This is a genomic window from Psychrobacillus sp. NPDC093200 (genome assembly GCF_050280345.1).
Classification (GTDB): Bacteria; Bacillota; Bacilli; order Bacillales_A; family Planococcaceae; genus Psychrobacillus; species Psychrobacillus faecigallinarum.
The window spans coordinates 45,915-61,316 of the sequence record NZ_JBNNVC010000007.1 but is presented as its reverse complement, the minus strand read 5'-3'; the positions used below and the strand labels follow the sequence as shown (position 1 = coordinate 61,316).

At 35.6% G+C, this 15,402-nt stretch carries 11 protein-coding genes and 1 pseudogene; 5 read left to right on the top strand and 7 right to left on the bottom strand.

The features are described from left to right. Positions 1 to 6: 6 nt before the first annotated feature. The 7 genes from ACQKNZ_RS18780 to ACQKNZ_RS18750 form a co-directional block, all read right to left on the bottom strand. A complete protein-coding gene (locus ACQKNZ_RS18780) occupies positions 7 to 1,554 on the bottom strand; it encodes a response regulator (protein WP_427661203.1) in 1,548 nt (515 codons plus the stop codon). Next, the gene (locus tag ACQKNZ_RS18775) at positions 1,529 to 2,992 is read right to left on the bottom strand and encodes a sensor histidine kinase (protein WP_427661201.1); all 1,464 of its coding nucleotides are present in this window, start codon (positions 2,990 to 2,992) and stop codon (positions 1,529 to 1,531) included. Before ACQKNZ_RS18775 ends, ACQKNZ_RS18780 begins: the two co-directional genes overlap by 26 nt. Continuing rightward, positions 2,989 to 3,969 carry a substrate-binding domain-containing protein gene (locus ACQKNZ_RS18770; protein ID WP_427661199.1) on the bottom strand — a complete coding sequence of 327 codons (981 nt, stop codon included), beginning with the start codon at positions 3,967 to 3,969 and terminating at the stop codon, positions 2,989 to 2,991. The genes ACQKNZ_RS18775 and ACQKNZ_RS18770 overlap by 4 nt, the downstream gene beginning before the upstream one ends. A gap of 385 nt (positions 3,970 to 4,354) precedes the next feature. Beyond that, positions 4,355 to 5,530, bottom strand: a complete 1,176-nt coding sequence (locus tag ACQKNZ_RS18765) for a sugar ABC transporter permease (RefSeq protein ID WP_427661197.1) — start codon at positions 5,528 to 5,530, stop codon at positions 4,355 to 4,357. 18 nt (positions 5,531 to 5,548) lie between these two features. Beyond that, on the bottom strand, positions 5,549 to 7,069 hold the full coding sequence (locus ACQKNZ_RS18760) for an ATP-binding cassette domain-containing protein (protein WP_427661195.1): 1,521 nt from the start codon (positions 7,067 to 7,069) through the stop codon (positions 5,549 to 5,551). Positions 7,070 to 7,154: 85 nt separating this feature from the next. Beyond that, positions 7,155 to 8,261, bottom strand: coding sequence for a sugar ABC transporter substrate-binding protein (locus tag ACQKNZ_RS18755; RefSeq protein ID WP_427661193.1), 1,107 nt, complete (start codon positions 8,259 to 8,261; stop codon positions 7,155 to 7,157). Between the two features lie 193 nt (positions 8,262 to 8,454). Further along, positions 8,455 to 8,820: a hypothetical protein gene (locus ACQKNZ_RS18750; protein WP_427661191.1), complete on the bottom strand. Its 366-nt coding sequence runs from the start codon at positions 8,818 to 8,820 to the stop codon at positions 8,455 to 8,457. A gap of 360 nt (positions 8,821 to 9,180) precedes the next feature. On the opposite strand from ACQKNZ_RS18750, the gene ACQKNZ_RS18745 reads away from it, so the two are divergent. The 5 genes and pseudogenes from ACQKNZ_RS18745 (at position 9,181) to ACQKNZ_RS18725 (ending at position 15,081) form a co-directional block, all read left to right on the top strand. Next, positions 9,181 to 10,557: a right-handed parallel beta-helix repeat-containing protein gene (locus ACQKNZ_RS18745; protein ID WP_427661189.1), complete on the top strand. Its 1,377-nt coding sequence runs from the start codon at positions 9,181 to 9,183 to the stop codon at positions 10,555 to 10,557. A gap of 277 nt (positions 10,558 to 10,834) precedes the next feature. After that, positions 10,835 to 12,115, top strand: a complete 1,281-nt coding sequence (locus tag ACQKNZ_RS18740) for a VanZ family protein (RefSeq protein WP_427661302.1) — start codon at positions 10,835 to 10,837, stop codon at positions 12,113 to 12,115. A gap of 444 nt (positions 12,116 to 12,559) precedes the next feature. Further along, positions 12,560 to 12,640: pseudogene (locus ACQKNZ_RS18735) on the top strand (exosporium glycoprotein BclB-related protein); the annotation flags it as partial. Positions 12,641 to 13,494: 854 nt separating this feature from the next. Further along, positions 13,495 to 13,959 (top strand): hypothetical protein, encoded by a 465-nt coding sequence (locus tag ACQKNZ_RS18730; protein WP_427661187.1) that lies wholly within the window; start codon positions 13,495 to 13,497, stop codon positions 13,957 to 13,959. Positions 13,960 to 14,010: 51 nt separating this feature from the next. Further along, complete coding sequence (locus tag ACQKNZ_RS18725) at positions 14,011 to 15,081, top strand: glycosyltransferase (RefSeq protein WP_427661185.1); 1,071 nt, start codon at positions 14,011 to 14,013, stop codon at positions 15,079 to 15,081. The last annotated feature ends 321 nt before the right edge of the window (positions 15,082 to 15,402 follow it).

Here is a 15,402-nt window from a genome sequence, read left to right as displayed (position 1 = left end):
CTCTCTTCAAAATTCCACTTTCTTACTTAACTTTGTTTTTCTATATTCCTTTGGAGAGACTCCACACATCTTTTTGAATACCTTGCTGAAATAATTAGGATCATGATAGCCAATTTCAAACGTAATTTCCTTTAAGCTTCGTTCTGAATTATTAAGGAGCTTTTTAGCCTTTCCAATTCGACACTCCGTAAGAAAATCAATATAGTTAATACCTAGCTTCTCCTTGAACATTTTACTAATATAGATTGGGCTTAGGTCGACTTTTTGCGCCAGTATATCTAAGGATATGTCCTTATGGGAATTATCATATATAAACTGTTTGATTTGTTGAATTTTATCAACTTCCATCCGTTCAAAGTAGCTCTTATAAACAGTTTGCATACGATCAAGCAAACGCGTAGTTTCCAATCGCAACTGACGATACTCAAGTGCTTGAAGTGGGAAAACAGGTACCTCTGAGTCAATTCCTAGTTCATTCATGACTCTATGTGCAATCCACAATAACTCCAATACTCTTTGTTGAGTGTAGATTAGTGCATTTCCTTTTTTCTCATGCTGTTGAATCATATCCAATACAAATAAGCGAATCGACTCCCAATCCCCTAGTCTTAACTGTTCGAAATACAGCTGCTCCCGTTGTCTGATAACCTGATAGTCTGTTTCAACTGTAATAGCCTGAACTTCAGAATAAAACCGATACTTTACAACCAAAGTGGGATCCATCGTAGCAATAAGAGCCTCTTGATAGGATTGTCTAATTTCCGAGAGTTCCCCATATACTTGACCAATTCCAATAAACCAATCCATACCGATGTTTTCTTTATTTAAGGATAGAATCTCTTTTGAAAATGCTATTGCCTGTGCACGAAATGTTTTATCAGGGTTTCTAAACACAATAATTGGTAATTGTCTTCCATATAAGGCACCAACCCAAGCATTGGTTGTTTGACGAACTTTCTGCTTGATGTCCACATACAAATGCTCTGCCTCTTCCGGTAAGAGTATAACAGCTACAAATTTTTCTTGTGTAGAAGGGGTATCTAACATTTCCACTAGTAAGTCTATATGCACTTCATGAACATGATCAAATAATAGCTGTGTCACAATATCTGTCTCTGCTAGAGTCAATGTTTTTTGCCACATTTCATTTGCTAGACGGCTGCTAGCCTCCGCTTCTTTTTCTACTCTACATTCCTCTAATACTTTACCTACAGTAGAGACTATTTCGGTTACTTTACTAGGTTTGAGTAAGTAATCTTTCACTCCAAGCTTAATAGCTTGCCTTGCATAATCAAACATATCGAATGCAGTTACCATCACAAACTTGGTAGATGAATTCGTTTCTTTTATTTTTTCTATGGCTTCTAGCCCATTCATGCCTGGCATCATAATATCCATTAACACTAAATCTGGACGAATACTATCTGCAAGTTCGATTGCCTGTTTCCCGTTTTTAGCCTGATAAAAGGAGTACTCTGGAAAAGATTTTTGAAGTATAGCCTGCATTCCTTCACGTTCTATCGGTTCATCATCGACGATCAGAAGTTTCATCATCATTTTCCTCCCATGCTATTGGAATTTGTATGATTACCTTTGTCCCTTGACCTTCTATACTATGAATAGTGATAGTGCTTTTATCTCCGTAAAACAAAGACAGCCTTTTTACAACATTTTGAAAGCCCATTCCTGTCGAATGCCCCTCGCTAGGCACAATATCTCCCTTAAGTAATTCTTCAATTTGTTTCGTTGTCATACCCTTGCCACTGTCTTCTATCTCTATAATCACCAATGATTCCACTCTAAGAATTCTAAACCAAATTGTGCCTCCATCTATCTCAGGCTCAATAGCGTGAATAACTGCATTTTCGATAATTGGCTGAAGTGTTAGACCTGGGATTTTTATATGTAAGCACGTCTCATCAATGTGAGATATAAATCGTAATCGATCGATAAAGCGAGCCTTTTGAATCTCCATGTATTGATTGAGAACTATAACCTCCTCAAATAATGTTACCGTTCCATCCCCTCGCTTGAGGTTATAGCGAAGTAATCCTGCGACACTTACAAGTAGGTCACTCGTTTCCTCTGCCCCGTCCAAATAAGCTTTTTTAGAAAGGGTATTTAAAGTGTTAAACAGGAAATGAGGGTTTATTTGACTTTGTAAAGTCTTTAATTGGCTCTCCTTTAGTAGAAGTCTGCTTTGTTGTAGCTCATGCTCCAGTTGTGCTTTTTGTTGAATTTCTTGTATTAAATCATTAATATTGATTCGCATTTCATCAAATGTTTTGGCTAGAAATGCTATTTCATCATTAGATTTCACTTCTATCTGCTGGTTGAATCTCCCCTGTGCTAATTCATTGGCCGCTTTTGTAAGCTGATGAACTGGTTTAGTAATGCTCAGTGAAAACCAATAAGTCGCCAATAGTAGCACACAGGTAATCAATAGCAGCAAATAAATTCCAAGCTTTTTTAACTCTTCGGATTGGTTAATGATGGCCCGATAAAATTCGTTATATGTCTTCAGTTCACGATCCAAAATAGTCAATGTCATTTCTGATATGTACATAGAAATACGATTAGCTTCATTGAATTCCTTGGTGGAGTCTTCTATATCTCGTTCCTGTATGAGCATAATAGAACGCTCCGTGGTCTCTACTAAGCTATCAATTAAATGAATATAATTCGTTAAGGAAAATGAATTCTCCACGTTTCTAAGCTCTGCAACATCCTCTTGAACCTCTTTTATATCTACTATACTTTTCTCCAGCTGTTGCTTATGTGCTTCTGTAGGATTTAGTAAATAATTGTTTAAACTAGTTATTATTTTTTGACTAGCTGTAGTAACTTCATTCATCCTTAAGTATCGCTGTAATACATCATTTGTTTGCTCTTGTGTTCTTTGGTTGTAATACGTGAGCATTAACCAAATGATCCCCATTATAACGAGGACTACTGAAACGAGCATCCAAATCTTTTTATGAATCGTAGTCATTGCTTAGTACCATCCAATTCAGCCATTCTTATTTCAGTTAAATAACCATCAGAGTCAAGTGGAACAGTTTCATTAGTTAACCATTTCATGAGTCTTTTCACGCTTTCCTTACCCATTCTCTCCGGTTGTTGTTCCAACACACCATCTAGTAGCCCCTGCTCTAGTAAAGTTCTCGATTCAATTCCATCATCAAATGTATAAATATGATATGGCTCTACCCTTGTACGTCTCCCAATTTCCTGTATCATAGGTCCAGCATAATTTGCATTGATTGCTATAAAAGCTTGTGCCTGTGGAGTTTCGTTCATAAGTTGCTGAGTTGTAGCCATCACCTGTTCCTTAGTATCCTCGGTCCCTCTTACGGTCACCTGAATTCCCTCATAGTGTTTAAGCACTTCTTGAATTCCTTGCAAGCGTTCCTTCTGGTAATGTGCTAGTTTCTTATCTCCTAGAATGATTATATCTCCAGTTGTACCCATTGTACTGACTAATCGTTGTGCGACCATTCTTCCTGCTTCGAGCTGATTTGAACCGATATAGGTCTTTCTTAAACTTTCCTCGACCGGGACATCGTTAGCGACTGTAATGACTGGAATACCGTAGAATGCAGCCTTCACTTTGGTCAATTCTTTAAATTCTTCATTATCTAGTCCCTGAACAATTATTCCGCTAACCTTTGAATGAAGGGCTATCTCCACTCTTTTCAAAAAATCTTCCTCGTTATTACCATAACTTCCCCAGACCTCTAATTGAACATTTTCTAATTTTGCTTGTTCTGCTGCACCTTGCCCGACTTTATTCCAAAAAGGGGTGTCCAGTTCCTGAGTTATAAGTACAAGGCGAATGGTATCCTCATTAGAGGGAATGGTTTTGGGCATTTCGCTAGTAGTACGGAGCGCCTGGGTTGCCGTGGAAAAGGTCAAATAACTAAAGATCAAAATAAGTGCTCCAAGTATGAAAACTACTTTTTTCCCCATTCCCTTCTCTCCTTGCATCTCGCTTTTTCTACTATATTACCATTTGTCCATTAATTGACAATAAGCTATATAAAACGGAAGTTCATTCTTCTATGAAGACACCTCTACTAAGCTTGATTTCCGCTTTAGACTGACGCTTTCCGCGGGGGGAGCGCTAAGCCATCACCGTCGTTTGTGATGACTCATCTGTCTCACTCATCCCACTGGAGTCGTCACCTGCCGCTACAATCAACAGACTGATCAATCTTTATTTTTAAAGGAAAAGTTATAATGTTGAAAATGCATTAAGATACTGCAATAGTTTTCAAGTATTATAAAAATTGTAAGAAATAAAAAGACAAAAAGGTATTAGACCTTTCTTAATACCTTTTGTCCATTTCTTCTATTAAGCTCTTTGTTTTCGTGTCATCACATCAAATATTACTGCTCCAGCTAAAACCCCACCACGTATCATATACTGATACGATATTCCAACGCCTAGTAGGTTCATGCCACTTGAAAGAGAGGCCATAACAATTGCACCAATGATAGCGCCAGTTACTTTTCCGACTCCTCCTGCAGACGAAACCCCACCTACATAAGCCGCTGCTATAGCATCTAACTCAAAAAGAGTACCAGCTGTAGTGGTAGCTGATTGAAGACGCGAAGTAAATAATATTCCTGATAAGGCTGCAAGCATCCCCATAGAGCCGAAGACGATATATGTAATCTTTTGTACGTTTATACCACTGAGATGTGCGGCTTCTGGGTTACTACCCACCGCGTAAATGTGTCGACCAAGCACCGTTTTAGTAGATAAAAAATGATAAATAATAACCACAATTACCATAATAACAACCGTCCAAGAAAAACCATTATATCCCGCTAAAATCCAAGTGATATACGCAATAATTCCTGATATTAAAATAAGTTTAATAGTAAATATTCCATTAGACATCACTTCAAAGCCATATTTCAATTTATTTCGTCGATTAGAAAATTCACTATAAATATACAAAAGTATACCAATCAACCCAACAATCAATGTCATAAGGTGTAATCCGTTAATTTGCATAAGAGATGGTATAAACCCATTTCCAATAGCGTTAAATTGACTGTCCTTAATAATAATTGTCCCTGTTCTTTCCGTTACCTGTAAAAGCGCCCCTCGAAATATTAACATACCTGCTAAAGTGGCAACAAAAGATGGAATACCGATTCTCGCAACTAAAACACCGTTAAATAAACCTATAACTATCCCGAAGATTAAGACTACTGGAATTGTAATCCATATGGAAACTCCCCATTGTGTCAAAAATATTGCTGCCACTGCACCTAAAAACCCAGCGACAAAGCCAACCGATAAGTCAATATGACGGATGACGATAACTAGTGTCATTCCGACTGCTAGCACAGCAATGTAACCTGCAGAATCTAGTAAATTACTTATATTTCTCGAAGACATAAATAAACCGTTTGTCATAAACGTAAATGTTAATAGAATAACTGCTAGTGCAATATACATTCCATAATCTCTTATATTATCTTTCACAAGGTCCTTAGCCTCTTTGAATAAATTCATGATTCTTCCCCTTTCTATCTATTGAGTAGCGAGTTCCATAATAGCTTCCTGAGAAGCTTCTTCCGCAGTCAATTCACCTTTTATAGACCCATTAGCCATTACATAAATACGATCACTCATTCCTAGCACTTCACCGAGCTCAGAGGAAATCATGATAATACTCATTCCTTCATTGATCAGCTGATTCATAATCGTATAAATTTCAAATTTTGCCCCCACATCAATACCTCGTGTCGGTTCATCCAAAATTAAGATCTTAGGTCCAGTAAACAACCATTTTCCAAGAGACACCTTCTGCTGATTTCCACCGCTAAGTTTGCCAACTATTTGTTCTAGAGAACTCGCTTTAATATATAAAGAATCCTTATATTCTTTACCGACCTTTACCTCTTCATTTAAGTTAAGGACTCCTCTGCTTGATATCCCCTTCAGATGAGCAGCAGAGACATTGCTCTTTATATCCTGTAGCAAAAACAAACCGTCTCCCTTTCTGTCCTCTGTCACATAGGCAATCCCTGCTTTAATCGCATCACTAGTATGCTTTAGTGTTTTAGTTACCCCTTGCATTTCTAACGATCCTTGAAGTTTATAATTTTTGGGATTGCCAAAAATACTTAATGCAAGCTCTGTACGCCCTGAGCCCATAAGGCCAGCAACACCAATAATTTCTCCCTTCTTGAGTTGAAGATTTGCATTTTTAACTACGTTTCTTCCTAGCTGTGTATCATAGGCAGACCAATCTTTTAATGATAAAACGGTTTCTCCGATTTTCTTGTCAGGTCGTTTTGGATAAATATCTTCGATGTCTCTTCCAACCATATTTTTGATGATGACATTTTCAGCCACCTCTCCCTTGCTTGCATCTAATGTGCAAATGGTTTTCCCATCACGAAGCACCGTTACCTTATCTGCAATATGGATAACCTCTTTCAGCTTATGAGAAATCATAATGCAGCTAATTTCCTGACTCTTCAATTCTTTTAAGAGTTCTAATAGATTTTCGCTATCATCCTCATTCAGAGCTGCTGTTGGTTCGTCTAAAATAAGTAAGTTAACGTCCTTGCTTAGTGCTTTGGCGATTTCCACGAGTTGTTGTTTACCTACACCTAATTCCTTAATCAATGTTTCTGGAGTCACTTTTAAATTCACTTTTTTAAGTAAACCTGTAGCCTGGACAATCGTTTGATTCCAATCAACAAAGGGACCTTTTTTAACTTCATTTCCGGCAAAAATGTTCTCGTAGACCGATAAATCAGGAAAAAGGGCCAGCTCCTGATAGATGATTCCAATACCAGCCTTTACGCTATCGCTGATTACTTGAAATTGTTGTACCTGTCCTTCGAATACTATGTCCCCATCATAGGTGCCATATGGATATACACCACTTAATACCTTCATTAGAGTAGATTTGCCTGCTCCATTTTCTCCGACTAAGCAATGGATTTCTCCCTTACCTACTTTGAAATTTACATTGGATAAAGCCTTAACTCCAGGGAACTCTTTGGATATGTTATTCATTTCTAAAATATAGCCACTCATTTCTCGTACCTCCCTCACCTATACAAATTAAAGATAGAGAAAAAGTGATTGAGCGCTACAACACTTTTTCTCCTCTTATTGGCTTTTACTCTATACCGGTGAATTCACTTGCCTCATAATACTCTGAATCAATTAACTCTGATTTCACATTGTCTTTATCAACAACAATTACATTTGTTTGTTTCGCTTTCACTTCTACCGCACCATTATCATAAGAACCAGTAGTTTCAGGAGTTTTTCCATCCAAAATTTCAACTGCCATGCCCATAGCGTCTTTTACTAATGAACGAACATCTTTAAACACCGTCATCGATTGTTTTTCATCAATAATGTATTGTACAGAAGCTTTCTCCGCATCTTGACCTGTTACAAAATAGCTTGTAATAGCACTATCAGAACCAAACACATCTGCGATCGACCGTGCAGTTCCATCATTAGGAGCAAGGATTAAAACATCCCCTTTTAAGTCATCACTCGCGGCAGTTAAATGTGTTTGTGCCTTGTTTTTTGCTTCATTTGAATCCCAGTTAGTCGTAATTTGCCCAATGATTTTTCCAAGCTGATCACGAGAAAGATCTGCAGAATCCTTTAAAGCCTCTGCTTCACTGGAGTTAGCAATTTTAAATGTGCCATCAGCGATTTTAGGCTGAAGCACCTGCCAAGCTCCCTCAAAAAATAGGAATGCATTATTATCAGATGCCGCCCCAGCATACAGGTAAAGTGGTGCATTAGAACCCTTTGCATTGTCCACTAAGTACTGAGCCTGTGCTGCACCAACTGCTAAACTATCAAAAGTTACATAGTAATCCACTGCATCGGTATCAGTTATTAAACGGTCATATGCAATTACTGTAACTCCCTCTTTCTTAGCTGCCTCTACTGCAGATGCAGCTGCCGCACCATCATGAGGAGTAATGATTAATACTTTAATACCTTTATTCAACAATGCCTCTACATTTTCTTTTTCCTTTGCAGATGATCCTTGGCTGAATAGGATTTCCGTAGAATAATCCGAATCCGCTAGAGCATCCTTAAAACGTTGCTCATCCTGTACCCAACGAGGCTCATCCTTCGTAGGCAACACTATTCCCACATCTACTGAGCTACCCCCACTTGCGTCACAAGCTGCTGCTACTATGGCAAATGTCATTAACATAAGTAAAAATGTGAACCCCTTGAACTTCTTCAACATTTTTAACACTCTCCCTTTGTATAAAATCCTTACATTTTAATTATAAATTCTGAATACTTTTATGAAAGCGCTATCAATAGCACTCTTTTAATATTACCTATACTTTTTTAGCTTTTTAGTATAAAAATAGAGACGAGCCACCTTGGGTTCGTCTCAAACAGAGAGTTAAGTTTAAACAAAAAATAGAAGCTGGCTAAAAGTATTCATAAATGAGCGTTTTGGTCAGCCTCTCCTTGGCTTTACTTTTTATTCTATAGTCTTTAAAAGTTTTTGCATTTCTGTAGCCTGTTTTTGTTGAGTAGTTATTATGTTTTCTACAATTGTCCGACATCGATACAGCAGCTTGGTGATGTGGAATCATTTCATAAAGGAAATCAAGACTGGGATCACCTGTTTCAGGTGCATCTTCCATCCCTTTTTCCATTATTTTTAATATATTTTGGTAATTATCATAATACGCTTTTTCATCCGGACCCAACTGTGCATGTGCTTGAATACTAAACATGCCTAGTATAAATGTAAAAAATCCTATTCTGGTTATTTGAATGCCTGTCCTCATATAATTGTACCCACCTACTTTTATGCTCATTTTATTATGCAAAATAGAGAATTACTTTATACAAGTCAGAATGTGTCATTTCTTGTTCAATAGATTGCGTTGTAATGCTCTTTCATCAGATTATTTATTTGTATTTAGGGTATACATTTAAAAGATTGAACAACTGAATCCAATATCGATTTCCACTTTAGATGGACAGTTTTAAGCGGGGTGAGTGATAAGCCATCACCTTCGCTTCCGCATGTTTGTGAGGTTTATCTGTCTCACTCATTCTGCTAGAGTTGGGCCTTCCGCTACAATTGATAAAGAGCTAAGTTTACAATCATATTTAAAAGCATTGTCAGGAGGAACATAGGAATCATGAAAAAATTATTACTGATCTTAGTTGTCTGGAGTTTGTGGGCTATCTATCCTTCGAATTCAATTGAAGCTAAGGCAGAAACATATACTATTTCGCCAAATAGCGAAACATATAATAGGAATCTAATGAACGATTCTAATTACAATAATGATACGAAACATTATTATTTACTTCGTACATATCTTGAACGACTTGAAGAAACAGGTGGTGGCACACTCGAATTAGAAAAGGGAACATACATAGTTTCTAATGTATTGTTCGTACCATCTAATACAACGATAAAACTTAAGGATGGCGCGAAAATTATGAATGGTAGTAAAACAGGTAAATCTAAGCTCGATGCTGACCACTCACTTTTCCATTTCATTCGTCCTTCTCTTGGTAAAAAAGAAGGTGTCTATGGAGGGTATGATGGTGAAAAAAATATTTCCATCATTGGAGCTGGTTCAGCGACGATTGATTTGAATTTCGAAAAGGATGCTATTGCTATAATTGCTGGTCATAATCAAAATATTAGGATTGAAAATATTAATTTTCAAAACATGTATTCCGGTCATTTCATTGAGATAGATGCAACAAAGGATGCTGTTATAACCAACAATAAATTTATGAATTCAATACCTTCAACAACTGAAATCAAAGAAGCAATTAATATCGATACTCCTGATAAGCTAACAAATGGCTGGAGCTCTGTTTGGAGTACGTTCGACAAAACACCTAACTCCAATATGAAGATAGAAAACAATATTTTCTACGGCCTTGATCGTGCAATTGGCACCCATAAATATTCAGGTGGTAAATATCACGATAAAATCATAATCAGAAATAATAAAATAGAGAAAATGCGTCAGGATGCAATTCGCGTGTTGAACTGGAGTAATGCAACGATAGAAAACAATATGTTTAAAAATGTTGCCCCAGGTAAATACAACGCTAACAGGGGGATTATAGCAAGCGGCGCCCTTAATCCTACCTTCCAAAATAATGTGTTTATAGACATACCACGGGCAATGCAATTTACTGCCTGGAAAAACAGTGATTCTGGTTCCGAATATGATATAACTTATAATGAGCTAAGTGAGGATAATAAAGATGCACTTTCTACAAATACTATTATGAATTATGTAGAGGATTTTATCCGTATTAATCCTACATTTAGAAAGTTTGATCAAGCGCATACAGAATTTATTCCTTTAAAAACAGTACAGTCTCCTTCTTCACCGAACAGATACCCTGGCTCATCAAAAGCGCTAAATTTAAGGGGGCAAAATAACTCTGAAGAGAAACTTGAAAGTACATTTGGTTTTAATGAAGATCTATCCAACTCAAAGCTACTAAATTTACATTTACAAAACTATTTAAGAATGTATCAGTGAGAAAAATGATTGGTACACGAGAAGTAATCATTGCTGTATAAGAGAAGAACATATTACTCATAAAATATTAAGATTTATACTAACAGCCTCTTAAGAATTCCTTGCTACGATAAACGTACCAAAATTGTTGGAGGTTACGTTTCATGGATTTACTGAGTATAGTGTCTGGTCTTTTACCTTATATAAAATATTCTATTTTCATTTTCATCATCTTAATGATTGGCTACTTCGTATTTAAGAGCTTTTTTCATAAAAAATATACAATACATCTATCTAAATTTTTTTTTTTATCATTTTACTAATTTGCTGGGGAATTGTTGTATTAGGTATCACAACTTTAAATAGACCGGCAATGTTTGCAGGTCAGTTTAATCTTAGTCTTTTGAGTAGCTATGTAAGTTCATGGAACAAATGGTCAGTGTCTGAATTTCAGCTAATCATCTTTAATATGTTAATGTTTGTGCCATTAGGAGTACTCTTACCGTTAATTCACCCAAAAAACAAATCGTTTTCGCGTGTACTAGTTATAACAATTGTATTCACACTTTGCATTGAAATTTTCCAATTTGTTTCAGGTAAAGGAATTTTCGAATTGGATGACCTTTTGCATAATACAATAGGGAGTTTAGCTGGATACTTTTTCGTAATGGCAATCATATTAAGCATAGAGCAGCGTAAGTTAAAATTTGCTCCAATTGTAAAAGCTATATCTATTCCTATTTTTTTTGTTGCATTATTTGGTGTAGCAACCGTTATATATAATGCACAGGAATTTGGAAATCTGCCATTCGAGCCTTCACAAAAACAAAACATGGATCAAATAGATGTCGAACTGGAAACAAAGCTCTCCAACAAATCATCGAACGCTTGCGTTTATTACAATTCAGATGTTAAAGATATGAAAAATTTAAAATCCATCTCTCGATCCATTGCACAACAATTTGATTTACAACAGCAAGGCGGCATCCGCAGGGAAGGAGAAAACCGTCAATTAAAATTTATAGATGATGAAGGCCTTGTCTATTATTTAACTTATTTCATGTCAAATGGTTTTTGGTCCTTTTCCTCTGAAAATTACAGTGAACAGCCGCCAAAAGTTGATATTGAACAACAAAAGCAGGTTATAGAAAATTGGTTAAATAACGAAGGTTTATTCCCAAGTAACGCTATCTATCAGCAGCAGGATGAACTTACAATTCGTTGGGATTTGGCTGAAGCAGTGGATTTACAAACTGTATGTGATGATTTTTCTCAAGGTTTCCTCGTAATCACACTCTCTGATCAGCAAATACCCGACAACATAATCTACGATGTTAATAACAATGAAATGGTTGGGAAAGAGAAAATCATTTCACAACAGGAAGCATATGAAGCTTTGACAAACGGAAAGTTTAACTTATTCAATCCTTTACAAAAAGGAGATACGCTAACAATAACGGATGTTCAATTAGACTATACTTATGATACTAAAGGTTATTATCAGCCTATCTATGTCTTTACTGGCAATGTTAACGATCCAGACTCCACAGTTGAAATATCAATTCCAGCTATTCAGTAAAAAAACAGCACTTACTTTGGTTAGCTAAAGTAAGTGCTGTTTTTTTACTGAATTTTATTGTGACCCTAATCTCTCATATTCAAAAGATGAAAAAGAGTCTTCTCGAAAGTCTAATAAACTTTCGAGAAGCCTCCGTTAATAACCTCATGTTAGCAAATCACTTTCACCTTACATACAAACCCATTCATATTATGGGTTCATACGGCAGGTTACATCATGCCGCCCATAGATCCCCAACTTAGTAACATGTTTAACGAATGTGAATATTAGTTGCCTAAAGCGCAGTATATAAACGTTTTTTCAGGATTGGTACTGTAATATCTTTAACTCTAAATAATGCAATAACGGGATTATGTTACCCTCTTGTTACCCCATTTAAAATTGAATAAAAAAATTAAAATAGCTCTTCCAAAGGTTCTTTGTTGGGCTTTTTAAAATGAACAGGTGTTCTCTGCCACAGCAGCTGGTCTTTTTTTAGTAAATACTGTAGTAGGTTATGCAAGCGCGGGTGTTGCAATTAATTAAGCCAATTAAAAATCAATTTCTTTAAACATTAGGAATATCACCTTAATTGGTGGTATTCCTATTTTTATTATCTAAATAGTTAAGCGTTAAAAAACTATACATTTTTAAAGTAGAGGAGAGAAAATATTCAAAGGATTAATTTTTTTCGAACTAGCACCTAATTGTTAGCCTTGAATACAATGTTATATAGTTGGGTGTTTATCACGTCATGGTTCTTTAGAAATCACTAACTTTATGAAGAACATTAATTATAAAAATAATTGCGCTATTTAGAAGGGACATGATTGTTAACCCACCTACTCCCTTACAATTTAAAATAAAGAAAGTGGTGAATTTTATGTCTCTTCCTAATATCCCTAATATAACGCCTTTAATTTCACTAAATCGTTGTGACACGATTAATTTACTTCTATCTTCTATAGCCTTAGAGGAGATTGGCTTATCCCATATATTAAATGCAGAAGGAGAAAAACTTCAAGCATTTCTAAAATGCGCTCCAAGATGTTTGAGTGACTTTTTGGACATAAATGAAAGCGTAAATAAGACACTTCGTACAGTAGTAAAATCTCAAATTTTGCTTGAATTTAAACTAGAGGATGTAGTTGAGTTAGATAGAAAAACACATTGTAAAGATGAATGTTGCGATGATTGCCGTAAGTCTCGTTGTAAGCATCATAGTAAAGATGAATGTTGCAGTGATTGCTGTACGAATCGTTGTAAGCATCATAGTAAGAATCCTTGTAAGCATTGTCAGGATAGAAAACTGGGATGAAATTTCCAAGGAAAGATGCGTACTTATATAGAAAGTCTTCAGATTGTTTAATACTATCTCATAGGAAAAGGAGAACACACTAATGAAAATGGATTATGCCTCAGCTCATAATGAAGAACTAGAGTATATAAATTTCTTTCAGTCTTTTTTACTATTTCTTACTAAAACATTCGACGCCATTTTAACTCACGAATCCTTATCTTTAGAAAAAAGCAATCAAATGGAACGGAATGTTATGACCTCCCTCTTCTTATTGTGGACTTTGCATGTATGCATTTTTTCCAAGAGAATATTAAATCCTAAAGCTTCGCATGAAAAATTAATCATTCAAACATTTGATGAAGATCAAACAGAAAAGATTTTTCTTCTTCTTCAACAATTAAAGAAAGAAGTTGAACAATATGCTTTTCTTAACAAAAGTTACAAAATACAATGCGAAAATACATTAGAACAAATTCTTGAATATTATCATTTAAAATCTTTTTCCAAGCCCATTGTAGAATCAAATCTTCAAGCTCCTCCTCCATGGATATCAAAGAACTATTAAAAAATAGGATTTGCCTCTTTATAAGGTCATCCTAATTTAGGAAGTGAGTATATGATTACATTTCCAGCAATTACTCTGTGTATGATTGTGAAAGATGAAGCTAATTGCATTCAGGATTGTTTAGAAAGTGTCAAAGGAATAGTTAGTGAGATTATTATCGTAGACACTGGTTCTACTGATCAAACAAGTGAAATATGTGAGAATTATGGCGCAAAAGTACATTCTTATAAGTGGAATAACAACTTTGCGGATGCCAGAAATTATGGATTATCTTTTTCAACAGGAGACTGGATTTTATGGTTAGATGCAGATGAAGAATTAGATGCAACTAATAAAGCAAAAATTCCAGAGTTTTTAGCAAATACCAATGCCTATCTACTTTCTCTACCTGTCCTTAATTACTATGGAAAATCAACACCTGTTGATAAAAACAATGCTTATTTGATATACCAGTTGCGGTTATTTCGTAATCATATAAATATTACCTTTCAGAACCATATACACGAGACACTTTTTCTACCGACAGAAGTAATGGAGAAAGATATCGAAAACATTCCAGTACCTATCCATCATTACGGTTATTTACAGGAGGTAACAGAAGCGAAACAAAAGGGTCAACGAAACCTTCAGCTTTTGCAACACGAGTTGTCTAAACCTGCACATAGCCCTTGGATAGAATACCATCTGGCTAGTGAATTTTATAGACAGGAAAAATATCTTCAAGCATTTCATTTAGTAAATCAATCAATTTTGCTTTTTTTACAAGAAAGTCAGAAACCGCCTTCATTACTTTATAAATTGAAATATGCGATTTTAATAGAAACAAATAATCTAGAAGGGGCGTGGCCAAGTATCGAGAAAGCGATTCTTCTCTACCCAGATTATGTAGACTTACATTTTTATATGGGCTACATTCTTTATGAATTGGGAAAATATACTGCAGCATTACAAGCATTTGAAAAGTGCCTTGAATTAGGGGATTACCATACAAAATATCTTGTTCTAAAAGGGGCGGGAAGCTTTAGAGCGTGGCGATACAAAGGATTATGTCTTGAAAAATTGGGCATGGTAGACGAGGCACATGAAGCATATCAGTGCGAAAAGAATGCAAAGATATCTTAGTGTTGTATTAAAAATTTAAAACTAAAGAAAACTCTAGTATCATTCTAGAGTTTTCTTTAGTTTTTTCTCTGCTTATTATTAATATAAGAGACATTTCGCTTATTCACTTTCCTTACCTGAATAGATTATTAACAGAACAGAACTTGTTCTATCAGTCGATATACCTAATAATTCAAAATGATAACAAATAAGAGAAAAATATCTAAAATGAATATCCCTAATATATTCTCAACCACTTTAATCACGAGAGAAGCTACTATTAAACTACTCTTACTCCCGTACAATAGTGAGGCTGTTTAACCATTAAAGCCTAAATACATC

What these genes read in the sequence shown, in the direction of transcription:
- ACQKNZ_RS18760 (WP_427661195.1), bottom strand. Translation starts at nt 7,069, where the DNA reads ATGAGTGGCTATATTTTAGAAATGAATAACATATCCAAAGAGTTCCCT.
- ACQKNZ_RS18775 (WP_427661201.1), bottom strand. Translation starts at nt 2,992, where the DNA reads ATGACTACGATTCATAAAAAGATTTGGATGCTCGTTTCAGTAGTCCTC.
- ACQKNZ_RS18780 (WP_427661203.1), bottom strand. Translation starts at nt 1,554, where the DNA reads ATGATGAAACTTCTGATCGTCGATGATGAACCGATAGAACGTGAAGGA.
- ACQKNZ_RS18750 (WP_427661191.1), bottom strand. Translation starts at nt 8,820, where the DNA reads ATGAGGACAGGCATTCAAATAACCAGAATAGGATTTTTTACATTTATA.
- ACQKNZ_RS18725 (WP_427661185.1), top strand. Translation starts at nt 14,011, where the DNA reads ATGATTACATTTCCAGCAATTACTCTGTGTATGATTGTGAAAGATGAA.
- ACQKNZ_RS18730 (WP_427661187.1), top strand. Translation starts at nt 13,495, where the DNA reads ATGAAAATGGATTATGCCTCAGCTCATAATGAAGAACTAGAGTATATA.
- ACQKNZ_RS18745 (WP_427661189.1), top strand. Translation starts at nt 9,181, where the DNA reads ATGAAAAAATTATTACTGATCTTAGTTGTCTGGAGTTTGTGGGCTATC.
- ACQKNZ_RS18755 (WP_427661193.1), bottom strand. Translation starts at nt 8,261, where the DNA reads ATGTTGAAGAAGTTCAAGGGGTTCACATTTTTACTTATGTTAATGACA.
- ACQKNZ_RS18770 (WP_427661199.1), bottom strand. Translation starts at nt 3,969, where the DNA reads ATGGGGAAAAAAGTAGTTTTCATACTTGGAGCACTTATTTTGATCTTT.
- ACQKNZ_RS18765 (WP_427661197.1), bottom strand. Translation starts at nt 5,530, where the DNA reads ATGAATTTATTCAAAGAGGCTAAGGACCTTGTGAAAGATAATATAAGA.